Annotated in this window: 19 protein-coding genes and 1 pseudogene; 2 read left to right on the top strand and 18 right to left on the bottom strand. The window is 38.7% G+C overall.

The annotated features are described in order from the left end of the window. Positions 1-43: 43 nt before the first annotated feature. The 15 genes and pseudogenes from EHLA_RS04385 to EHLA_RS04315 form a co-directional block, all read right to left on the bottom strand. Positions 44-448, bottom strand: a complete 405-nt coding sequence (locus EHLA_RS04385) for a BlaI/MecI/CopY family transcriptional regulator (RefSeq protein WP_096239452.1) — start codon at positions 446-448, stop codon at positions 44-46. 91 nt (positions 449-539) lie between these two features. Then, the gene (locus tag EHLA_RS04380) at positions 540-1,673 is read right to left on the bottom strand and encodes a M56 family metallopeptidase (protein ID WP_096239451.1); all 1,134 of its coding nucleotides are present in this window, start codon (positions 1,671-1,673) and stop codon (positions 540-542) included. A gap of 281 nt (positions 1,674-1,954) precedes the next feature. After that, positions 1,955-2,404, bottom strand: coding sequence for a MarR family winged helix-turn-helix transcriptional regulator (locus EHLA_RS04375; protein ID WP_021908258.1), 450 nt, complete (start codon positions 2,402-2,404; stop codon positions 1,955-1,957). Positions 2,405-2,452: 48 nt separating this feature from the next. Then, complete coding sequence (locus EHLA_RS04370; RefSeq protein WP_096239450.1) at positions 2,453-3,520, bottom strand: NAD(P)H-dependent flavin oxidoreductase; 1,068 nt, start codon at positions 3,518-3,520, stop codon at positions 2,453-2,455. A 57-nt stretch (positions 3,521-3,577) separates the two neighbouring features. Continuing rightward, a complete protein-coding gene (locus EHLA_RS04365) occupies positions 3,578-5,389 on the bottom strand; it encodes an acetyl-CoA carboxylase carboxyltransferase subunit alpha (protein ID WP_096239449.1) in 1,812 nt (603 codons plus the stop codon). Further along, positions 5,389-6,747 (bottom strand): acetyl-CoA carboxylase biotin carboxylase subunit, encoded by a 1,359-nt coding sequence (locus tag EHLA_RS04360; protein WP_021908261.1) that lies wholly within the window; start codon positions 6,745-6,747, stop codon positions 5,389-5,391. Before EHLA_RS04360 ends, EHLA_RS04365 begins: the two co-directional genes overlap by 1 nt. Before the next feature lie 16 nt (positions 6,748-6,763). Beyond that, positions 6,764-7,189: a 3-hydroxyacyl-ACP dehydratase FabZ gene (gene fabZ / locus EHLA_RS04355; RefSeq protein ID WP_005348778.1), complete on the bottom strand. Its 426-nt coding sequence runs from the start codon at positions 7,187-7,189 to the stop codon at positions 6,764-6,766. Between the two features lie 40 nt (positions 7,190-7,229). Beyond that, complete coding sequence (accB, locus tag EHLA_RS04350) at positions 7,230-7,700, bottom strand: acetyl-CoA carboxylase biotin carboxyl carrier protein (protein WP_096239448.1); 471 nt, start codon at positions 7,698-7,700, stop codon at positions 7,230-7,232. Positions 7,701-7,706: 6 nt separating this feature from the next. Then, entirely contained in the window at positions 7,707-8,945 is a 1,239-nt protein-coding gene (gene fabF / locus EHLA_RS04345) for a beta-ketoacyl-ACP synthase II (protein ID WP_096239447.1), read from the bottom strand. Between the two features lie 61 nt (positions 8,946-9,006). Further along, entirely contained in the window at positions 9,007-9,750 is a 744-nt protein-coding gene (gene fabG, locus EHLA_RS04340) for a 3-oxoacyl-[acyl-carrier-protein] reductase (RefSeq protein ID WP_096239446.1), read from the bottom strand. A 2-nt stretch (positions 9,751-9,752) separates the two neighbouring features. Beyond that, positions 9,753-10,679 carry an ACP S-malonyltransferase gene (fabD, locus tag EHLA_RS04335; protein WP_096239445.1) on the bottom strand — a complete coding sequence of 309 codons (927 nt, stop codon included), beginning with the start codon at positions 10,677-10,679 and terminating at the stop codon, positions 9,753-9,755. Between the two features lie 5 nt (positions 10,680-10,684). After that, complete coding sequence (fabK, locus tag EHLA_RS04330) at positions 10,685-11,629, bottom strand: enoyl-[acyl-carrier-protein] reductase FabK (RefSeq protein ID WP_096239444.1); 945 nt, start codon at positions 11,627-11,629, stop codon at positions 10,685-10,687. 14 nt (positions 11,630-11,643) lie between these two features. After that, the gene (gene acpP, locus EHLA_RS04325; protein ID WP_021908267.1) at positions 11,644-11,868 is read right to left on the bottom strand and encodes an acyl carrier protein; all 225 of its coding nucleotides are present in this window, start codon (positions 11,866-11,868) and stop codon (positions 11,644-11,646) included. Between the two features lie 189 nt (positions 11,869-12,057). After that, complete coding sequence (locus EHLA_RS04320; protein WP_096239443.1) at positions 12,058-13,017, bottom strand: beta-ketoacyl-ACP synthase III; 960 nt, start codon at positions 13,015-13,017, stop codon at positions 12,058-12,060. A gap of 663 nt (positions 13,018-13,680) precedes the next feature. Continuing rightward, a pseudogene (locus EHLA_RS04315) lies at positions 13,681-15,070 on the bottom strand (transposase). Between the two features lie 170 nt (positions 15,071-15,240). Here EHLA_RS04315 and EHLA_RS04310 point away from each other — a divergent pair. Continuing rightward, a complete protein-coding gene (locus tag EHLA_RS04310; protein WP_096239441.1) occupies positions 15,241-16,896 on the top strand; it encodes a cytochrome b/b6 domain-containing protein in 1,656 nt (551 codons plus the stop codon). A gap of 154 nt (positions 16,897-17,050) precedes the next feature. On the opposite strand, the gene xylB is transcribed toward EHLA_RS04310, so the two are convergent. Further along, the gene (gene xylB, locus EHLA_RS04305; protein WP_021908270.1) at positions 17,051-18,568 is read right to left on the bottom strand and encodes a xylulokinase; all 1,518 of its coding nucleotides are present in this window, start codon (positions 18,566-18,568) and stop codon (positions 17,051-17,053) included. Between the two features lie 76 nt (positions 18,569-18,644). Next, positions 18,645-19,682, bottom strand: coding sequence for an NAD(P)-binding domain-containing protein (locus EHLA_RS04300; RefSeq protein ID WP_021908271.1), 1,038 nt, complete (start codon positions 19,680-19,682; stop codon positions 18,645-18,647). A gap of 393 nt (positions 19,683-20,075) precedes the next feature. On the opposite strand from EHLA_RS04300, the gene EHLA_RS04295 reads away from it, so the two are divergent. Next, complete coding sequence (locus EHLA_RS04295; protein WP_096239440.1) at positions 20,076-21,023, top strand: sugar-binding transcriptional regulator; 948 nt, start codon at positions 20,076-20,078, stop codon at positions 21,021-21,023. 115 nt (positions 21,024-21,138) lie between these two features. Here the strand turns inward: EHLA_RS04295 and EHLA_RS04290 are convergent, their stop codons facing one another. Continuing rightward, on the bottom strand, positions 21,139-21,870 hold the full coding sequence (locus EHLA_RS04290) for a YebC/PmpR family DNA-binding transcriptional regulator (RefSeq protein WP_021908273.1): 732 nt from the start codon (positions 21,868-21,870) through the stop codon (positions 21,139-21,141). Positions 21,871-22,023 lie beyond the last annotated feature (153 nt).

Genomic DNA, 22,023 nt, shown 5'->3' with positions numbered 1-22,023 from the left:
TAAACATAAAACCGGCAAAGAACAGGCAACATTAAAACATCATCTATTCTTCGTCATCTAAATTATCTAACCTTGACTCAATTAAACTAGAAAGTTTCTGTAAAGATTCCGAGCTTATCTCCTCGGAAACAAAAGTATTAAACAAGCCAGAAAATACTCTCGTATTTTTCTTCTTCTCCTGCTGTAACTGCTTCATAGAATATTCTTCTCTTGTCATAGATGGCTCAAATGTTCTGGCGTAATTCTTTGTTGTCTTCTTAAATCCGGCAACTTGAACGAAATTCTTCTTTAAAAGCGAATTTAATAATAAATGCACCGAGCTTGACTTCCATGTCCGATCATCTGATACTTCTACGATTTCTGAAGATGTTAGAGCCTCTCCTTCATCCCACAACACTTCTAGAATCTGCATCTCACTATTTGTAATTCTTGGAATCTTCTTACCCATAATATCATCCTTTTCTTCTGTTAATTATATTTTTCATTATATCATATAAAGGAATAGAATGAAATATGAGTTTCCCTAATAAACTAATTATTTACCTTTCTTCTATTATAGGATATGAATTGTACAATCCTTTTTCAATATCTTTTTTGGATATTTTCTCTACAGTCCTTCCAATATGCAAAATATATGTTCCATCTTTTTTCTTTTCTAAATACAAATCTTTTCCAGTAAAAACAGATTCTTCTTGATTTTGAATTTCTTTATCTGGGCTGTATGTTGGCTGTAATATAAAATAATAAGAACTAAGCATCCATATAAAGCATCCACAAATCACAGCTATATTTACCTTCTTCTGCAACTTCAAATTTTCTTTCGCATCTAATATGTAAAAAAGTCTTTGTTTGAACCCTTCTTCACTGTTTATATCAACAAAATTCAAAGAATTAAAATTCAATTTTTTTAATGAATGTTTCTCTGCTTCCAATACATAACATATTGTTTTCAAGTATTCTAATGCATATCTCATAGGATAGTCTCGGAGCATGGTCTTATCACACCCCATCTCTATCATCAGTTTAATATCTTTATGTAAAAGTCGAAATAACGGATTCCACCAAAATATAATAATCATCAGATATGCAAATAATAACTTCCAAGGATCCTTTCTCTTCCAGTGTGTATATTCATGCGTTAAAATATATTTGATTTGTGTATCTGTGCATTCTACTTCTGTCATATAAATCGTTGGTTTAAATATACCTACTAAAAATGGTGTATCCACTAAATCTGTATATCTTATAGAAATACCACTGTTTGGAGCAATCTCTTCTAAAATACGCTCTACTCGTCCATCCCCTTTATAACAGGTTCTTCGTAACTTTATAAGCAGCCCACCTACAGTAATGCTGTAGTAAATCGACCAGGCGATAATCCCCAGAACCCATATACCAAAAATAGTCCATAAAGCCAGCCTTCTTTTATCTGTTCCTAAGTCTGCATACGTTTTCATCAGAAAAGAAAACATATGTGGATCACAAATTACTTTCTGAAACACTGGTACTTCTATTGGTATTAACATTCTGATTACACAAAATGCATATAAAATACAGATAAATGTAACTCCATACTTCATCAGGCAGGCTGTTCTTCTTCTTAAAACGACTATCAGGAGAAGCAACGGGCAGCTAACTAAAACTGTCCATATTAAAGAATATAATGATATCATACTTGTCCTCCCTATCCCCGTTCTGCTTTGGTATTGTAATCATTATACACTATATAAAAATAAAAAGAAAGAGTTTTTGTTTCTTTTTAACATTTATTTTTTTCTTTTGCATTTATTCTAATTTTTGTATCATTTTTAGATACTTTTATTATAACGAATAAAAGACAAATAAAAAAACATTATGCAGTTACTGTATATCCTTGCACAATGAATACGATGCATTTCATTGTGCAAGGATATAAAACAGATTTGCATAATGCTTTTTTGTTTCATTTATGAAATTAATGGGTTTTGTCGTATGATTTCAAAAAGTGAGTCAGACGATCGCAGGACTTTGCCCATACGACAAGTTCTTCCGGACTCAGGGTTTCCATGATAGCATCTAACATTTTTTCATGGAATTCTTCATGATGTTTATAAGCAGCAATTCCTTTTTCAAGGAGATATACGTTAACAACCCGCCTGTCTTTTTCACTTCGTGATCTCGCTACATAGCCTTTATTTACAAGACTGTTCATAGATGTTGTGAGCGAACCTACTGTGATATTCAAACGTTTCGCTACCACACTCATGCGTGCTCCTTCACCCAGACCGATTGCTTCTATGATATGCATATCATTATTGCTTATATCCGAAAATTCATCTGTGATGATCGCCTTCTCTTCTAATTCTAAAATCTCGTGGAAAGTCTTTACTAACATTGTGTTTATTGTTTCTCTTACATTGTTCATTCCTATATTCTCACCTTATCTAATACCGTATCGTTTCTTTTACATTTATTATAAACAATCTTTACAGAAATAATCAATTACTTTTTTTACTGTTTCTATTGTTTTTGCTTCATAAGCACGTCCTCCGCAGAATAAAAGGGCCTGATCGACTTCTCCTTTGGCTGCGTGAATAAGTGCTTCGGTGATGCAGTACGGTGTTTCTGCCGGATTGCAGGTATGAATACAGCGAAGACACTTTGTTGGTGGAATTCTGCCTTCGGTTTTTACTTTGTCTAAAAAAACATTTCTGATTGCTCTTCCCGGCATACCTACCGGACTGTTTACGATAACGATATCTTCTTTTTTGGCTTGAATATAGGCTTGTTTATAACGTTCATCTGCATCACATTCTTCTGTTGTTACAAAACGGGTTGCAATCTGCACTCCATCTGCACCAAGAGTAAATGCTCTTTCATAATCTGCATGCTCATAAATCCCTCCTGCCAGAATGACAGGGATTTTTTTCTCATATTTTTCTTCATATTTTCTTACTACAGTAATAATTTCTTTTACTTCTTCGGCGTAAATTTCTGGAGTAAGTTCTCCTAGCTGTTCTTTATGGAAACCAAGATGTCCTCCTGCCATAGGCCCTTCAATAACAATAAAATCTGCTGTTTTTTTATATTTTTTATCCCAGAATTTCAAAATAACATGGGCAGATTTTCTGGTAGATACAATGGGAGCGATTGCAATATCACTATCTTTTATATAAGCAGGAAGATCAACCGGAAGCCCTGCTCCTGATACGATAAAGTCAGCTCCCGCCGCAATCACTTCGCGTGCATACGTTTCATAATCATTCATTGCCACCATCAGATTAAAGCCAATGACTCCTTCCGGAGAAATCTTTCTTGCTTTATCCATTTCTTTATGAATCGCACGTTTATTCGCTTCTACTGGATTCTCATAAAAATCCGGTTCACGAAAACCAATCTGCGCAGCAGATATCGTTCCGGCCCCACCTTCTTTTGCGACAGCTCCGGCCAGTCCGCCAAGACTGATACCAACGCCCATACCACCCTGTATAATCGGGACTTTTAATTGTTTTTTCCCAATGGAAAATTGTTCTTTTCTCATAAGTTACATTCTCCTGTAAATCCTGTCTTTATAGTCTCCTGTAAAATACATCTGCCCTTACATACTGCGAAAACGTTGATATCTTTGCTCCACTCGTTCTTCTTCTGTCATACTCTTGCTATTTTCTAAAAATACAGAAATATTTTCCTCTAGATTATCAAATACGTTAATAATCGAATCTAATGTGTAACCTTCTGGTTCCGGTATGATTTTTTCTACAAAACCAGCTTTATATAAATCATAGGAAGTAAGCTTCATCGCTTTTGCTGCACGAGCTGCCTGACTGCCATCTTTCCACAAAATAGCGGCATATCCTTCCGGAGAAAGAATGGAATAGACAGCATTTTCAAGTATCCAGACTTCATCAGCTACAGCCATGGCAAGTGCCCCGCCACTACCGCCTTCTCCAATCAGTATAGAAAGGATCGGGGTTTTTAAGGCAGACATTTCATAAAGATTTCGGGCAATTGCCTCTCCCTGCCCTCTTTCTTCTGCTTCCATACCACAAAATGCTCCCGGTGTATCAACAAAACAGATAATCGGGCGATGGAACTTTTCTGCCTGCTTCATAAGACGAAGTGCTTTCCGATATCCTTCTGGTTCCGGCATTCCAAAATTACGCGCAATATTTTCTGCGGTACTTTTTCCTTTCATCTGTGCAATAACCGTAACAGGCTTTCCCTGAAAGTAGGCGATACCTCCGCAGATTGCGGCATCATCGCCAAAGTTTCTATCACCATGGAACTCTATAAATTCTTCAAATAATCCATAAATATAATCTTCTCCTACCGGACGATCTTTCTCACGTGATGTCAGTACACGCTCCCATGCCGTCTTTTCCCCTGCACGTTTTTTCTGTGCCAAAGAGAGCTTTTGTTTACGTGACTTTCCTGCATTTTTATTTGAAACAGCCTGCACATCTTCTCTCTTTGATGACGGATTTACAGTATTTAAGTCAGTCTTTATTTCAGAAACGGCTCCTGTATTCTTTACTATTCCAGAATGCTTTGTCGTCAAGCGATGCATTGTAAGTATCTGTTCTAAGACCGTCTTCATATCTTTTCTCTCTACGATTTTATCGATAAATCCATGTTTTAAGAGAAATTCTGAACGTTGAAATCCTTTTGGAAGCTTCTTATGAATCGTCTGCTCAATGACACGAGGACCTGCAAATCCGATAAGTGCCTTTGGTTCTGCTAAAATAATATCTCCAAGCATGGCAAAACTTGCAGTAACTCCGCCTGTGGTCGGATCCGTCAGCACTGTGATGTATAACAAGCCCGCATCGCTGTGTCTTTTTAATGCTGCCGAAGTCTTTGCCATCTGCATAAGAGAAGTCATTCCTTCCTGCATTCTTGCTCCGCCAGAACAGGTAAAAATAATAACAGGAAGCTTTTCTTTTGTGGCACGTTCCACACCTCTTGCAATCTTTTCACCTACAACTTCACCCATGCTTGCCATAAGGAAACGACCATCCATCACCATAAGAGCAACTTCATTTTCACCAATACGCGCTTTTCCGGTAACAACCGCTTCATCTAACTTTGTCTTATCCTGTAACGCTTTAATTTTGTCAGGATAGCCAATCATATGCAATGGATTTTCTGTAGAAAGACCCGTATCCCACTCTTCAAAAGAATCTGCTTCTGTTAAAAATTCAATTCGTTTCTGTGCCGGCATTCTAAGATATCCCCCGCACTTTGGACAAATATAAAGATTCTTTTTATAATCTTCCGTAAAGATACCTTTTCCGCATTTATTGCATCTTTTTAAAAGTCCTTCCGGAACCTCTGGCTTTATCTGACTGGCTGTTTCTTTTACTTCCGGTTTTGTGACGGGTGTTTTCTTAAATATACTTTTTAACTTCATTATTTATTCTCTCCCATCTCTTCAAGCACTTTTTCTAAGTACTGAATTGTAAAATCGCCCTCCTGATAATCCGGACGTTCCATGATTTCATACAGAAAATCAATATTAGTTGTGATTCCTTCAATGATCACTTCACCCAATGCCCGGTGCATCTTTGCAATTGCTTCTTTTCTTGTTGCTGCAAATACAATTAGTTTTGTGATCATAGAATCATAATAAGGGGATACTTCGCAGCCGCTGTAAATCGCACTGTCAATACGGACCCCTTTACCTCCCGGAAGATACATATCGGTAATCCTTCCCGGACATGGACGGAAGTTCTTAGACGGATCTTCCGCATTGATGCGGCATTCGATCGCATGACCTGTAATCTGGATATCTTCCTGCTTCCATTTTAGTTTTTCTCCATCTGCAATACGGATCTGCGCTTTAATCAAATCAATTCCGGTTACCCATTCTGTAACGGGATGTTCTACCTGAATACGGGTATTCATTTCCATAAAATAAAAGCTCTTGTCCTTTTCAAGAAGGAATTCAATCGTACCGGCATTCTTATAGCCGGCCGCCTTTGCTGCAAGAACTGCTGCTTTTCCCATTCTTTCACGAAGTTCCTCATCTACAGCAGCAGAAGGAGATTCCTCAATAACTTTCTGATGATTTCTCTGGACAGAACAGTCTCGTTCTCCAAGATGAATGACATTACCGTAATTATCCGCAAGAATCTGAAACTCTATATGACGAGGATTCTCCACAAAATGCTCCAGATACATACTTTCATCACCAAAGGCTAGCCCTGACTCTTTTTGTGCCATTAAAAAGGCATTTTCAAATTCCTCTTCTGTATAGGCAACACGCATTCCTTTGCCACCGCCGCCAAGAACTGCCTTTACGATAACGGGGAACCCTATTTCTTTTGCAATTTCTAATGCTTCTTTTACATCGGTAAGTGCCTTCTGGCATCCCGGAATAACCGGCACGCCGGCATCTACCATAGTCTGTCTTGCCACTGCCTTATTTCCAAGACGGGCAATAATATCGGAATCCGGACCGATAAAAGTAATATGGCAGGCCTCACATAGCTTTGCAAACTGGCTGTTTTCTGATAAAAAACCAAATCCCGGATGAATCGCATCCGCACCGGTAATTATTGTTGCACTGATAATCTGCTCCATATTCAGATAGCTGTCTTTCGCTGCAGCTGGTCCGATACAGACCGCCTCATCGGCAAGCTGCGTGTGAAGCGCCTCCCGGTCTGCTTCGGAATACACTGCAACAGTCTCAATTCCCATCTCCCGACATGCACGAATGATGCGGATGGCAATCTCTCCTCTGTTTGCAATTAATATTTTCCGAATCATTATAATCTCCTCTTATCTATCCAACCATAAAGGTTAATTCTGCTTTTACGACCACTTTTCCATCCACATAAGCTGTAGCTTCTCCTACACCCATAGGACCTTTTCGTTTTACAATCTTTGTTTCTAACTTCACCTTATCTCCCGGAACAATTTTTCCTTTAAAACGGCATTTATTGATTCCGCCAAAGTAGGCTGTTTTTCCTTTATTCTCTTCTAAAGAAAGAATCGCAACAGCTCCTACCTGCGCTAATGCCTCTACTGTAAGAACCCCTGGCATAACCGGTTCCTGTGGAAAATGTCCACGAAAAAAGTCTTCATGAAAAGTAACACATTTATATCCGACAGCACTGACACCCGGTTCCATCTCTTCGATATAATCTACTAAAAGAAAAGGATGTCTATGTGGTAAAATCTGTTCAATTTCTTTAATTCCTAATCTCATAATTTTTCCTCAAATCTGTTCATTCCATAAGAATGCTATATTACTGTATACGGAATAATGGCTGTCCATACTCTACATTGTCTTCATTTTCTACAAGAATTTCTGTGACAACTCCATCAAATTCACTCTCAATCTCATTCATAAGCTTCATAGCCTCAACAATCGCCAGCGTCTGTCCCTTCTTTACAGTATCACCAACCTTTACAAAAGGCTGTGCATCTTCAGATGGCGCTGCATAGAATGTTCCAACTAATGGAGATTTTACAATATTACCGCCTTTTTCTTCCGTTATCTGCTCTGGCTCCTGCTGTGCAGAAACTGCAGTTTCTACTGTATTAATCCCTGCTCCGGCTGCTTCCTGTAAAACAAGATTTGATGCCGGTACAACAATTTTTTCTTCTGGCTGTGGACAGCTCATGGCAATACGGATATTTCCTTCTGTATATTCAAAATTTGTAAGTCCCGCTTTCGATACTTCTTTTACTAACTCTAAAATCTGTTGATAATCCATATCGGTCTACTCCTCGTATTTCTTTACAAGAAGAGAAGCATTATGTCCTCCAAATCCAAGAGAATTGGAGATTGCTACATTCACTTCCTGTTCTACTGCTCCATTAATCACATAATCAAGATCACATCCCTCACCTGGATTCGTCGTTCCTACCGTTGGGTGAATATATCCCTCTTCAATAGACTTCACACAGACAATCAATTCCACTGCGCCGGCTGCTCCAAGTAAATGACCAATCATGGACTTTGTAGAGCTCATTTTTACATGATCTGCACTGGCACCAAAAGCTCTTCTTACCGCTCTTGTCTCAAAAAGATCATTATGATGTGTTCCTGTTCCATGTGCATTAATATAGTCTACTTCCTCTGGTTTTACCCCTGCTTCTTCCATGGCAAGTTCCATCGCTTTTGCAGCACCACTTCCATCTTCTGCAGGAGAAGTAATATGGAACGCATCACAGGTAGAACCATATCCAGCTAATTCAGCAAGGATCTTTGCCCCACGATTTTTCGCATGTTCTAACTCTTCTAATACAACAACTCCGGCACCTTCTCCGATTACAAAGCCACTTCTTGCCTCATCAAATGGAAGAGAAGCACGTAACGGATCACTTTCTCCTGAAAGAGCAGTAAGATTTGTAAATCCTGCAACTGCGACTGGTGTAATACTGCTTTCTGTTCCTCCGGCAAGCATCACATCCGCATCTCCGTACTGAATCGCACGAAGGGCATCTCCAATTGAGTTACTTCCTGTTGCACAGGCAGTTACAACATCGGTACATTTTCCTTTACATCCAAGGTCAATTGCTACATTTCCCGCTGCCATATTCGATATCATTAAAGGAATCAGCATCGGGCTTACTCTCTTTGGTCCTTTTGTAATAATCTTTTCATGTTCCTTTTCCATGCTGGCAAGACCACCGATACCGGAACCGATAATTACACCAACGCGGTAAGGATCTTCTTTTGCCATATCAAGTCCTGCCATATCAAAAGCTTCTCTAGAAGCTGCTACTGCATACTGAGAAAATACTTCCATTCTTCTTGCAGCTTTATTATCCAGTCTTTCTTTTACATTAAAGTCTTTTACTTCCGCTGCGATCTTTACTTTATAATCTTCGGTATCAAACTTTGTAATCTCTCCGATACCTACCTTTTCTTCTTTAATTCCATTCCAGAACTCGTTTACTGTGTTTCCGATCGGAGTCACAGCACCCAGTCCAGTAATTACTACTCTTCTTTTCATAAATTTTCCTTTCGTTTATTATGGGCAGAACTCATTCCCTTTCATGGATGAGTTGATTACTTTACATCACCATTCCACCATCAACTAAAAGTACCTGGCCTGTAATGTAAGCTGCCTTGTCAGATGCCAAAAATACTGCTGCATTCGCAATATCTTCCGGCTCTGCAAAGCGGCCGAGTGGAATTTGTTTCTTTGCATTCTCTTTTACTTCATCAGAAAGTACATCTGTCATCTCTGTTTTTACAAATCCCGGAGCAATGGCATTACAGGTAATTCCCCTTGATGCTAATTCTTTTGCCGCAGATTTGGTCAATCCAATCATTCCTGCTTTGGAAGCACAGTAATTTGCCTGACCGGCATTTCCGGCAACGCCGGAAACAGAACTTACATTAATGATTCTTCCATATCTTTGTTTCATCATGCGACGGCTCGCAAAACGAATCATCTGAAAGCATCCTTTTAAGTTCGTATCAATAACATCATCAAAATCTGCTTCGCTCATAGCCATTAACAGACCATCTTTTGTAATTCCTGCATTGTTTACAAGAATATCGATGCTACCAAATGTTTTGGCTGCTGCCTTTACTAAAGCGTTACATTCTTCAAAATCTGCTACATTGGCACGAAAAATTTCTGCTTTTCCTCCTGCCTCTTCAATCTCTTTTTTTACTAAAAGCGCTTTTTCTTCATTTCCATGGAAATGTACTGCTACCGATGCCCCTTCTTTTGCAAGGGCAATGGCGATTGCTTTTCCGATTCCGCCGGACGCGCCGGTCACAATTGCTGTTTTTCCTTCTAATAACATATCTATAACTCCTTTATAGCTTCCACTGTTTTTTCTACTTCTTCCATTGTTCCGATTCGGAACATCTTTACGCTTTTATCAATCTTTCTCATAAAACCGCTCAATGTCTTTCCCGGTCCAATCTCTACGAAAATATCCACACCGTCTGCTATCATGGCACGTATACTCTGCTCCCATAAAACGGAGGAATAAACCTGTTCTTTTAATAACTCTTTCGTTCTTTCCGTATCTTTTATAATACTTGCATCTACATTTGTCACATAAGGAATCTTCAATTCTCCCAATGTCACTTTGGAAAGTGCCTCATAAAGCTTCTCTCCTGCTTCTTTTAAGTAAATGGAATGGAATGGTCCGCTTACGTTTAATGGAATAACACGCTTTGCCCCTGCTTCTTTTAATGCAGGTGCTGCATTTGCAACTGCTTCCTTATCACCGGTAATTACAATCTGTCCCGGACAATTATAATTAGCAACATAAACGCCTTCCATATATGCGATTGCCTCATTCACTGCCTCTCCAGACAGTCCAAGTACGGCGGCCATGCCTCCCTTTCCGTCTGGTACTGCATTATGCATAAGGTTTCCACGAAGCCATACCATCTTAATAGCATCCTCAAGCTCCATACCACCTGCTGTTGTAATCGCACAATATTCTCCAAGACTAAGTCCGGCTGTCATATCCGGAGTGAGCCCTCTTGCCATAATCTCTTTTGTCATTGCCATACAGGTAGTAACTAATGCAGCCTGTGTATAATCCGTTCTGTCAAGGAGTTCATTTTCCTCGAAACAGATATGTTTCATATCCTGTCCTAAAATCTCACAGCTCTTATCAAATACTTCTTTTGCCAGTGGGCTTTGTTCATAAAAATCTTTACCCATTCCTGCGACCTGTGCTCCTTGTCCCGGATAAAGAAATGCTATTTTACTCATTTACTCTACCTCCCGATTTTCTCTGCCTGAGTAAGAATAATCTCCTTCATCTCCTGACAGATTCCTTCGATAATTTCTTTACAACTTCTGCTGTCTTTTACAAGACCCGCAATCTGACCTGCCATCACACTTCCATGAATGACATCGCCATCAACAACCGCTTTCCTGAGACCACCTAACGTAAGCTTTTCAAGTTCTTCAAAAGAAGCTCCTTCCTGCTCTAACTTTAAGTACTCTCTTGTCTGCTGATTTCTTAAACATCTTACCGGATGTCCGGTTGTTCTTCCAGTTACCTTCGTATCAATATCTCTTGCCTTAATGACCTTATTCTTGTATGCATCACTTACAATAGATTCCTTTGATGCTACAAAAATCGTTCCCATCTGGATTGCCTTCGCACCAAGCATAAAAGCGGCTGCCATTCCTCTTCCATCGGCAATTCCGCCTGCTGCGATTACCGGGATATTTACCGCATCAACAACCTGTGGCACTAATGCCATTGTTGTTGTCTCTCCGATATGCCCGCCGGATTCTGTACCTTCTGCGATTACCGCATCCGCGCCCGCTTTTTCCATCCTCTTTGCAAGTGCAGTACTTGCTACAACAGGAATTACGCGTACACCCGCTTTCTTCCAGGCTTCCATATATTTTTCCGGATTACCTGCACCTGTCGTTACTACTTTTACACCTTCTTTTATAAGAAGATCGGCAATAGCGTCTGCTTCCGGATTTAATAACATCAGATTGACACCAAATGGCTTATCCGTCTTTTCCTTTACCTTGTGAATCTGGTCTTCCACCCAGGAAGCCGGTGCCCCACCGGCACCAATGATTCCAAGTCCTCCGGCTTCGGAAACAGCGGCGGCAAGCTCAGCTGTTCCAACCCATGCCATACCGCCCTGAATTACCGGATACTCAATTCCAAGCAATTCTGTAATCACTGTTTTCATCCCTGTACCTCTGCTTATTTATGTTCTTCAATATAATTTACAACATCTCCAACTGTTACCATCTTCTCTAATTCTTCTGTAGGAATCTCTACTCCAAACTCATCTTCAAGACTCATAACCATCTCGAAAAGGTCAAGAGAATCTACCTTTAAATCTTCTTTGAAAGATGCTTCCATTGTAATCTGATCTTCTTCAATTCCTAATGAGTCCACGATTAATTCTTTAATTTTGTCAAACATAATATAAACCTCTCTTTTTTCTTTTTGTTTTTATATATTCATAACTATTCAAAGCCTAAGTTCAATGGATATCTTCTATAGTTACCTAAGAATTACCTAAGAAGCGTATTGAAACTCTGCATGCCCCCAAACAGTTATATGTAATCCGGAAATTCCGGAAATTACCTTTTATCATTTTATCATTCAAACTTACCATTCCAAATACATACCGCCCCATGTAAGACCTGCGCCAAATCCTGCAACAATAATCTTCATTCCTGGCTGTAACTTTCCTTCCTGCTTTAATTCATCAAGCAGTACCGGTATGCTTGCAGAAGACATGTTTCCGTTCTGCATCATATCCATCGGAAACTTCTCAATTGGCTGCTTTAACCGCTTTGCAATTGCTTCCACGATTCTTCTGTTTGCCTGATGAAGAACAAACAAATCGATTTCTTCTACTGACTTCTCTGCCTTTTCCAAAATCTCATCAATAACGGCTGGAACCTGTCGGACTGCAAACTTATAAATCTCCCTGCCGTCCATAGCTACATAGCCTTCAAGCGATCTATCTTTTCTTTCTCCTGTGGGATTCTTACAGGTGAGTACCTCACCTCTGCTTCCATCAGAATGAAGTACAGAAGGAATTTCAATATTCCCTTCTTCCTCTGCACTAATGACAGCAGCACCGGCACCATCACCAAATAAAATACATGTGCCTCTGTCCTTCCAGTTAACAATATTAGACAGACACTCTACACCGATTAATAATGCTTTCTTCGAAAGCCCTGCCTTAATCTGTCCGGCTGCCATCTGGTATGCCACTATAAATCCTGAACATGCTGCATTCAAATCAAATGCTGCCGCATTCACCGCACCAAGTTCCTTCTGAACACTACATGCCGTACATGGCAAAAGCTGTTCGGAGGAAACGCTCGATACAATAAGAAGATCAATCTCTTCTGCTGTTATTCCGGCATCTTCTAACGCTTTCTCGGCTGCCACAGCCGCCATGGAAACTGCTGTCTCTTTCCCGACAATATGCCGGCTCTTAATTCCGGTACGACTTTGAATCCATTCATCGTTCGTATCTACCAACTGAGAAATTGCAGCATTATCAAGTACTTTCTCAGGAAGGCAGGAGCCTGTCCCTTTTATTTTGACAAACATCACTCTCTCCTTTTTTGTGTGATACCTTCCCATACTCTTGAAAAAGCATCTTCTTGTTAAATCATCACAGGCATCTGAACCACCTCACATCTGCTACAAATGATTCAGCGCCAAATATTTTGATTATCAAATCTTATTGTTTTGAAATATTATTATTTTGATTTCATATTATTTTTAAATAAAATAGTTTTAATATCAAAATAAACATTTACAAATATACCATAGCTCTCAGAAATGTCAAGTACTTTTTTTAATGCATTTTTTTGAATTATAAGATAAAAGTGGAGAATTATCTCCCATCTGATATAAAACTACTGCTAAATGTTTCTAAATTATATGTTTTCTTATTTTCTTCCATATGCTATACTCTCTTACAAATGTATTCTCAAAGTTTTTGCTGCACATGCTAAAGCAGGCGCAAAAAGATTTCAAGAATACATCCATAGGTAATTGCGAAACTCGCGATGCTCGTTCGCAATCTTGAACTTAAACAGGGAAGGATTCGTGCTTAGCACGAATCCTGGAATAAAAAGTGGATAACCGGACATTTTAGGCGCACTTTAATAAGCCCTCGGTTTTATGGAGTTGGTAAGTCCTAGGCTATGAAAGATTTTAAACTTCTGATGTATTGTCGTTGATGGATTTTGTCGGCAACAACTACAGTTAATAACTGTGATATACCAGCAAGAAGTAAATCTGCATGAAGTGTTTTTTCGTTTGTTGTTTTTCGGTTAGCGACACAAAAACTGTCTTTAAAGTGGTTGATTGATTTTTCAACATTTACTCGGATTTTGTAAGTGTCATCCCATTCCTGTGAGCCACGCTCCACGCCGGGGTATGCTCTAAGGTTTTTTTCGGGATAAACGTAAATCATTCTGCCACAGGAAGAAGTTGTACATGGATTATCGCAGTGGCACACCCGTCGTTTTGATTTGTCTTCACGATTGTATTCCCATTTCATTTTGGGACACACAAATTTCATGGTCGGAAGATTACTTCTTAAGTGAGACTTACTACCTTCCCGTTTCATAGGGAGTGAAGGATCATGAGGACAGCAGGGAATACCATTTTCATTGAATGTATAATCCACGTTATCCAGTGAAAGTTTTACCTTTAAAGGAATAAATGCTTTTTGAAATTTAAAATCTTCAAATAAGGATTTGTAGATTTCAATCGTATCAAAGGCAGCATCACCAAGAAATATCTTGGGATTGATAAGAGGGTGCCGTTCTTTGAAATCTTTAAGGGTTGGAATCAAGGCTTTCGAATCGGCAAGTGATTTATCTTCATCAGGAGATTTTGATTTCTTTTCAACAATGATGTCAGGGTGAGAATCCAGATAATCCTTGTTATAAAAATCAATGGAGCGAACAATGCCAAGTCCATTGGTCGTAATGCCAAATTTATAAGCATAGCAGAAATGACCATTCACATACTGTTGCTTTACTTCATGGTTAGCAGCGGCGGATGCAGGCATAGAGGCATAGGCTGCCTTGTAAGGATCATAAGAATCATCGAAGTTATGAGCTTTAGCATAGGACTTAAGCTGTTTAATAATGCGGTTGGCGTATTTGGGATTGTTTTCAGTCACATATGCTTTAATCCCTGAAGTATCAAACAAAAGCATAGAGGCGAGATTACCGTTAATGTCCTGGCAGATTGGTTCTGTGATATCTACGAGATTATCAAAAACTGATTGTAAGTCCATTAAAAAATCCTGTTTGAAACGAGTGATTTTTGAAGCGTCAGGAACTTTAGTAAAGCCACAGAATTCCCTCAGATGTCTGGAATAATGAAGGAAGATTAACAGGAGGGAATCTGTTGGAATAGAAAAGAGGCGTTGAATAATCAAAGCCCAAAGCATTGCATGCAAAGGATATTTACGATTTCTTCCAGTGGATGCGTAGTAATGCTTGTAAAAAGAAGTCGGAATAATTTTATCAAGGTCAATGTGATTTTCGAGCAGAGTAAGGAAATGAGGTTTGTCAGATTCATAAATATCTTTACAATCTTCAAAAATATCTGCCAAAGAGAGTTGTTTTTGTGGTATCATAGACATATCTCCTTTCGGGGCGTGATTTATGGTTTCTAGTCAACTCCATTATATCACAAACCGTGAGGAGATTTTTATTTTTAACAACAAAAAAATGACGTATTTATGCGACTTGTGGCGTTTCGCAAACGCCTAAAATACATCCAAATAGAAAGGAGAAAGAAATTTCCATGAAAAAGAAACAAAAACAACATTATACAGGGAAGAAATGGATTGCAGCGCTTGTCGTTATTGTTCTCATTTTTGCAGCAATCTATTATTATATTGCTCTTCCTGCAATAAACATTCACAATCCGGAGCTTTGGAAGTTTGTCTTGTTTGTCCTTGTCATTGCATTCGCACTGTATGCACTTCCAAAAACGACTTTTACAGGTGATCGTAGACATCCCGTAAATTTCAGTGGCAGCTATAAAACAAAGACTTTTAAACTTTTGGCCGCTCTTATCGTTATCATTGCTGCCGCCTACTTTGTTGGCACACTTTTATCTTCTCCAATTATTAATGCTTCCAAATACCAGAAGCTCATGAAAGTAGAAAAAAGTAAATTTACAAAAGATATTGATCAGATTTCTTACGACCAGATTCCTCTGCTTGATAAATCTTCCGCAGAAATTCTTGGTGCCCGTAAGATGGGTAGTCTTGTAGACCTTGCATCTCAATTTGAAGTTGCTGATGAATACAGCCAGATCAATTACAAAAATAACCCGGTTCGTGTCACTCCGCTTCGCTATGCGGATCTTATCAAATGGTTTACAAATAAAAAAGCGGGCATACCTGCTTATATCAAAATTGACATGGCAACACAGCAGACGGAACTTGTTCGTCTGAAGGAAGGAATGAAATACACCCCATATGACCATTTTGGCCGCTATCTTTACCGTCATCTCCGCTTTAAATATCCTACCTATATGTTTGATGACATTAACTTTGAAATTAACGAAGAAGGCGTTCCTTATTGGGTATGTAGTGTAAAGAAGTACAATATCGGTCTTTTTGGCGGACAGACTGTCGGACGTGTCGTATTATGTAATGCTATCACAGGAGAATGTAAAGATTACGATGTAAAAGACACCCCTAAATGGATTGATCGTGTCTACTCTGCTGATTTACTTGTAAGCCTTTATCAATATCATGGCACATTAAAACATGGATTTATTAACAGTATTCTTGGTCAAAAAGATTGTCTAACAACTACAAACGGCTATAATTACCTTGCTATCAACGATGATGTATGGGTATATACCGGTGTTACTTCCATCACAAGTGACCAATCAAACGTTGGTTTTGTTCTCATGAACCAACGTACTATGGAAACAAAATACTACGAGATTGAAGGAGCAATCGAAGATTCTGCCATGACTTCCGCAGAAGGAAAAGTTCAGAACTTAGGTTACAAGGCAACTTTCCCACTTCTTTTAAACATTGATGCAGAGCCGACTTATTTCATGGCATTAAAAGATGCCTCAGGACTTGTCAAAAAATATGCTATGGTAAATGTACACAATTACCAGATTGTAGCAACCGGCGATACCGTAAATGATTGTGAGGCATCTTACCGTTCTCTTATTCAATCAAACGGTATCAGTCCAGATGAAAAAACCGGAGAAACTTCTCAAAAAACAATAACCGGAACGATTAAAAAGATTGCACAGGCAGTCATTGATGGAACTTCCCATTATTACATCGTTCTAGATGAATCTGACCTGATTTATGACGTAGATATATCCAAGCATTTAGATACGATATTGTTAGAAGCAGAGAATAAAGTAACCATAAAATATACGGAAGGAACTCCTGCAACAGTAATCGAAATACAAAAACAGTAATTAGACAGACTAAACAAATAAAACCAGAAATAGTATGTATAAAACTATACTATTTCTGGTTTTCTTTTTAAGAGAACCTCAATGCCTCTATTGGTTTCTTTTTCGCTGCTTTATTTGCTGGATAAATTCCAAATCTATTACTTCGACTCTATTTTTAATATTGGAAATCAATATTTAAGATAGATTTCCAGTTTTCTTTTAACTTTGGATAAAGTGCATCGAATTCACGATATACTTTATCATAAATAAATGCAAATTCTTCGTCCGGTTTATAAACTTCGTCTCGCATTTTAATAATCTTATCACAGGCATCAACCACACTTGGGTATGCTCCGGTACCCACTGCTGCTAAAATTGCCACACCAAGGGCTGCGCTATTTTCAGAATTCATATCTGGAAGTGTTACTGGCATATTATAGATATCTGCCATAAGCTGTCTCCAGAATGGACTCTTTGAACCACCACCGCACATCCGCATTGTTTCCGGACGTACACCACAATTACGAATTCCGGTAAGAATATCTCGTAATGCATACGTTGTTCCTTCCATTACGGCTCTTGTCATATCTGCTCTTGTATGAATTGCAGCAAGTCCTACGAAAGAACCTCGACAGTTCAAGTTAAAATGAGGAGACTGTTCTCCATTTAAATATGGCAGATAAATTAAACGGTTTGCACTTGGGTTAGAAGATGCAGCATCTTTGTTAATCTGCTCATATTCTAAATCATCTGGATAGAAGTTATTTCTCCACCATTTAAGAGAAGCTCCACAGGAATTTACACTTCCCATAAAATGCCATGCTCCCGGAACCGGCATACAGAATGTATATACAGATTTATTAATATCAAGTACCGGTTCCTCGGAAAAAGCAAATACTGTTCCACTCGTTCCAATTGTTGTCATAGCTCGTCCCGGTGCTACAACACCTGTTCCTACACCTCCGGCAGAGTTATCACTTGCACCTCCGACTACGGCACATTTTGATGTGATTCCCATTAACTTTGCAACTTCTGGAAGAACATATCCCGTAATTTCCTGGGATTCGTATACTTTACCAAGCATTGCCTCGTTAAGATTCATGGCAGTCATAATTTCATCAGACCATTTTCTATTTGGAATATCAAGAATCTGTGTTGCAGAAGCATCGGACACTTCTGTCGCATATTCGCCAGTCAGACGATAGCGCAGATAATCTTTTGGCAATAAAATGTGTTCTACTTTTTCATAAATCTGTGGCTGATTTTCTTTTACCCACTGAATCTTTGCTGCAGTAAGACCCGGTCTTGCAGGAGTAAGAGAATATTTCATAAATAAATCGTCTCCTACGATATGTCGTACATGCTCACAAGATTCAGAAGTTCTTCCATCATTCCATAAGATTGCACGACGAAGAATCTCTCCATTCTTGTCAAGCATAACTGCTCCCATCATCTGCCCTGAAATTCCAAGACCCATTACCTGTTCCGGTGCAATACCTGACTGATCCATAACCGCTTTAACTGTCTTTAATGCTGCCTGATACCAATCTTCCGGATTCTGCTCAGACCAGCCGTTATGTGGCTGATACAATGGATATTCCACAGCAGAAGCTGCAATTTCCAATCCATTTACATCAAATAATACTGTCTTTAAACTACCTGTTCCTAAATCTAACCCTAAATAATATGTCATTATTTTCCCCCGATCTTTTTTATGTACTTTCAGAACTTTTCTGTACTTTCTTTTTCAAAAAATTCTTTTCAAATTGTTACATATGTCTTTCAAACTTCTTCCATGGAATATTAAGTGTTGCATGTTCATTCAGCAAGCCGTCTACATGCATTAATAATGGGAAATCATCAATACTTACTTTACCTGCTTTTGCCAACGCCTTTACTGCACGAGCAGTTCTTGTTGCGATAACAACTGCCTCCAATGTCTGACCCTGTAACTGTTCTAATGTTTCTTCAATAGTGTAACCTTTTCCAAGAAGTAAACCTACTGTTCTGCTTCGTCCGGCTGATACTGTAACGTCTAAGTCTCCGGCTGCAAACATAATATTATCTACACCACCGCCTACAATTCTTAATAGTTCTAACATTTCCTTTACACTTTCCTGGAAAAGTGCAGATTTCATATTATTATGATCGATTCCGTCATCACCAAGTTTCTCTTTAATTCCAATTGCCAATGCTGTGCCAAGTGCATATCCATTCTTCAACGCTACCGCACATTCTAAGCCGACAACATCTTTTGTCAGGCTGATAATGTAGTAATCTGTTGAAAACAAACTGCGAATCCATTCTAATGTTTCGAAATCAGGACCACAATATGCCACAAAAGATGGATCGTGATCAGATAAATCTCTTGCCGTACAAGGACCACCTATAGCATATAATCTTAACTTACTTCCTTCTGGAAGTTTTTCCTGCCAGTATTCCGGATAGGTCTGCATCGTTCCATCTTCATAATCAAGCATTCCTTTTGTTACAGAAATTAATGGAATACTTTCGTCAAGAATCGGAAGAATCTCATCTGCAAACCACTCTACACCAAAGCTAGATATACCACATACAATCAAATCTGCTCCCTTAATTGCTTCCTTAACATCCGCACATTTAATATAGTTAATTCCATCGTGTAAAGTTCTTCTTAAGTTGACATGGTAATTATCCTCACGAAGTCTGTCAATAACCGCATCATCTAAAGGACTTCCTACTAAACGTACCTCATGTCCATTCTCAAAAAGTGGAAAAGTAAGCGCAGAAGCCATCTGTCCTGCTCCGATCAATGTTACAACACTCATAATTGTACCTCCTAGATATTACTCGAATCCCGTCTGTATCCTTAGATTCCTACTATTCTGCATCTCCAGTCGTATCGTTTACAAAACCTGAAAAGCAACCCTTTAGATTATTGAAATATTTCTCATTATTAAGGAGAATCATTTCATTTGTTGTTTATAGTATAGATTTTATTGTGAGAAAAGTCAATCGGCATATGAAACAAATTTCACATATGAAAATTGTTCATAATGAATAAGTGCATATTCTCGTAAATTATAGCCGCAAATTTCCTTTTATGATATACTTATTACTATTCAAGAATATCTCGACACTCTTGCTGCGAGATGTGCGTTATTATTTTACAAAGGCTTTTATGAATTACGAATCTTTTTACAGAGAGGATTAATAGAAATATGGATACAAATAAAATCACACAGATGATCCGCATTGCAAAAATGCATTATGAATTAAACCGTACACAGCTTGAGATTGCAAAAAAAGAAGGGATAAGCAAGGCCACTGTCAGCAGGATTTTAAAATCTGCTATGGATAAGGGTATTATCGAGGTTCGCATTAAAGATTCGATCTTGAATGATACAGCACTCGAAAAAGACCTGATAGATGCTTATCCGATTAAACGTGCTGTTATTGTTCCTGATCTGGTAGAAAATGAGCAGATTCTTCTCCAGGATGTCTGTGCTGCTTTGATAGATGATCTTCCAAGATATATAAAAAACGATAGTGTGATTGGCGTTTTTTATGGTCATACATTAACTGCCCTTGCACGTCAGCTTCCTAAAATCAAGCGTAAGGGAGTATCTGTAATCCAGCTTGCCGGCGGATTTTCGCGGGCCGTTTATGAGTCAAATTCTCTATCTATCCTTCGAAGTTTTGCCGATTGCTTTGGTGGAACTGCTTATCAGATTCCTGCTCCTGCAATGGTAGAAAAACCATTTATTGTGGAAGCTCTAAAGCAGGACTCACAGATTGCGAAAGTTTGTGATATGGCAGAAATATGCGAAACAGCTATTTTTTCTGTCGGCAACTTAGAGCGCCCTTCTATTCTCTATGAAATGGGACTGATTACATCAATCGAATACCAGGATATGATACACCGCGGAGCAATCGGTGACTGCTGCTCTCACTTCTTAAATAAAAATGGAGATGTATTTGACGAAACAATGGATGCACGTGTTGTAGGACCTTCACTTGAAACCATCAAGAAAATCCCTAACAAAATGCTTGTTGTTTCCGGCAAAAAGAAAGCGGCGGTCATCCATGCTGCCCTAAAAGGCGGGCTTGCAGACAGTCTTTATATTGATTCCCCTACTGCAGAAGAATTATTAAAAAAACAATTTTAATTTAAGAATGTCTCAAGAAGAGATGGGAGTTATCTTTAACAGACAAAAACCAGAGATTTGCTATAGCACAAATCTCTGGTTTTTTATTTTTATCTCCTAATGGAAATCCGTATAATTATTCTTCTTCCCAGTTATGATATACTGCCTGTACATCATCGTCTTCATCAAGTAAGTCTAATGTACGGTTAAGATTCTTAATATCTTCTGGGTCTGTCAATGTTACGTAGTTGTCCGGAATCATTGTTACTTCTGCGGATGCCATTGGTACGCCTTCTTTTTCAAGCGCTTCTCTTACTTCACCAAATACATCTGGATCTGTAGTGATTTCGTAGCTGTCATCTTCTTCTACGAAGTCTTCTGCACCTGCATCTAATGCAACCATCATGAATTCATCTGGATCTGTTTCGTACTCTTCTTTCGATACGATAATCTGTCCCTTTTTCTGGAACATGAAAGATACACAACCAGATGTACCGATATTTCCACGACCTTTAGAAAATGCGGAACGAACGTTAGCTGCAGTACGATTCTTATTATCTGTTAATGTTTCTACGATAATCGCAATACCGTTAGGACCGTATCCTTCGTATGTATTCTGTACATAGTTTACGGAGTTTGCATCTCCGGCAGCTTTCTTAATACCTCTTTCAATCGTATCATTAGGCATATTGTTAGACTTTGCTTTAGCGATTACATCTCGAAGCTTACTGTTATTAGCAGGATCTGGACCGCCTTCTTTTACTGCTACTGCAATTTCACGACCGATTACGGTAAAAATCTTACCTTTTGCAGCATCATTTTTCTCTTTTTTGTGTTTAATGTTCGCAAACTTGGAATGTCCTGACATTTTATCTTCTCCTTACTTTTTTATAATATTTACGTACTCAAAACTATTCAATACCAAAAATCAAACGCATCTATAATGCTTTGAATAGTTGCAAATACTCTTTATAGGCATAACTTTTCTAAGTTTATCACCGTTTTATCATGTAGTCAAGTG

This window comes from Anaerobutyricum hallii, assembly GCF_900209925.1.
In the GTDB taxonomy this organism is placed as follows: Bacteria; Bacillota; Clostridia; order Lachnospirales; family Lachnospiraceae; genus Anaerobutyricum; species Anaerobutyricum soehngenii.
The sequence above is the reverse complement of the archived record's forward strand: the minus strand, read 5'-3'. Positions and strand labels throughout refer to the sequence as shown.

Bases quoted from the DNA above. Each gene is read 5' to 3' on its own strand.
- EHLA_RS04385 (WP_096239452.1), bottom strand. From the start codon at position 448: ATGGGTAAGAAGATTCCAAGAATTACAAATAGTGAGATGCAGATTCTA.
- EHLA_RS04380 (WP_096239451.1), bottom strand. From the start codon at position 1,673: ATGATATCATTATATTCTTTAATATGGACAGTTTTAGTTAGCTGCCCG.
- EHLA_RS04375 (WP_021908258.1), bottom strand. From the start codon at position 2,404: ATGAACAATGTAAGAGAAACAATAAACACAATGTTAGTAAAGACTTTC.
- EHLA_RS04370 (WP_096239450.1), bottom strand. From the start codon at position 3,520: ATGAGAAAAGAACAATTTTCCATTGGGAAAAAACAATTAAAAGTCCCG.
- EHLA_RS04365 (WP_096239449.1), bottom strand. From the start codon at position 5,389: ATGAAGTTAAAAAGTATATTTAAGAAAACACCCGTCACAAAACCGGAA.
- EHLA_RS04360 (WP_021908261.1), bottom strand. From the start codon at position 6,747: ATGATTCGGAAAATATTAATTGCAAACAGAGGAGAGATTGCCATCCGC.
- fabZ (WP_005348778.1), bottom strand. From the start codon at position 7,189: ATGAGATTAGGAATTAAAGAAATTGAACAGATTTTACCACATAGACAT.
- accB (WP_096239448.1), bottom strand. From the start codon at position 7,700: ATGGATTATCAACAGATTTTAGAGTTAGTAAAAGAAGTATCGAAAGCG.
- fabF (WP_096239447.1), bottom strand. From the start codon at position 8,945: ATGAAAAGAAGAGTAGTAATTACTGGACTGGGTGCTGTGACTCCGATC.
- fabG (WP_096239446.1), bottom strand. From the start codon at position 9,750: ATGTTATTAGAAGGAAAAACAGCAATTGTGACCGGCGCGTCCGGCGGA.
- fabD (WP_096239445.1), bottom strand. From the start codon at position 10,679: ATGAGTAAAATAGCATTTCTTTATCCGGGACAAGGAGCACAGGTCGCA.
- fabK (WP_096239444.1), bottom strand. From the start codon at position 11,629: ATGAAAACAGTGATTACAGAATTGCTTGGAATTGAGTATCCGGTAATT.
- acpP (WP_021908267.1), bottom strand. From the start codon at position 11,868: ATGTTTGACAAAATTAAAGAATTAATCGTGGACTCATTAGGAATTGAA.
- EHLA_RS04320 (WP_096239443.1), bottom strand. From the start codon at position 13,017: ATGTTTGTCAAAATAAAAGGGACAGGCTCCTGCCTTCCTGAGAAAGTA.
- EHLA_RS04310 (WP_096239441.1), top strand. From the start codon at position 15,241: ATGAAAAAGAAACAAAAACAACATTATACAGGGAAGAAATGGATTGCA.
- xylB (WP_021908270.1), bottom strand. From the start codon at position 18,568: ATGACATATTATTTAGGGTTAGATTTAGGAACAGGTAGTTTAAAGACA.
- EHLA_RS04300 (WP_021908271.1), bottom strand. From the start codon at position 19,682: ATGAGTGTTGTAACATTGATCGGAGCAGGACAGATGGCTTCTGCGCTT.
- EHLA_RS04295 (WP_096239440.1), top strand. From the start codon at position 20,076: ATGGATACAAATAAAATCACACAGATGATCCGCATTGCAAAAATGCAT.
- EHLA_RS04290 (WP_021908273.1), bottom strand. From the start codon at position 21,870: ATGTCAGGACATTCCAAGTTTGCGAACATTAAACACAAAAAAGAGAAA.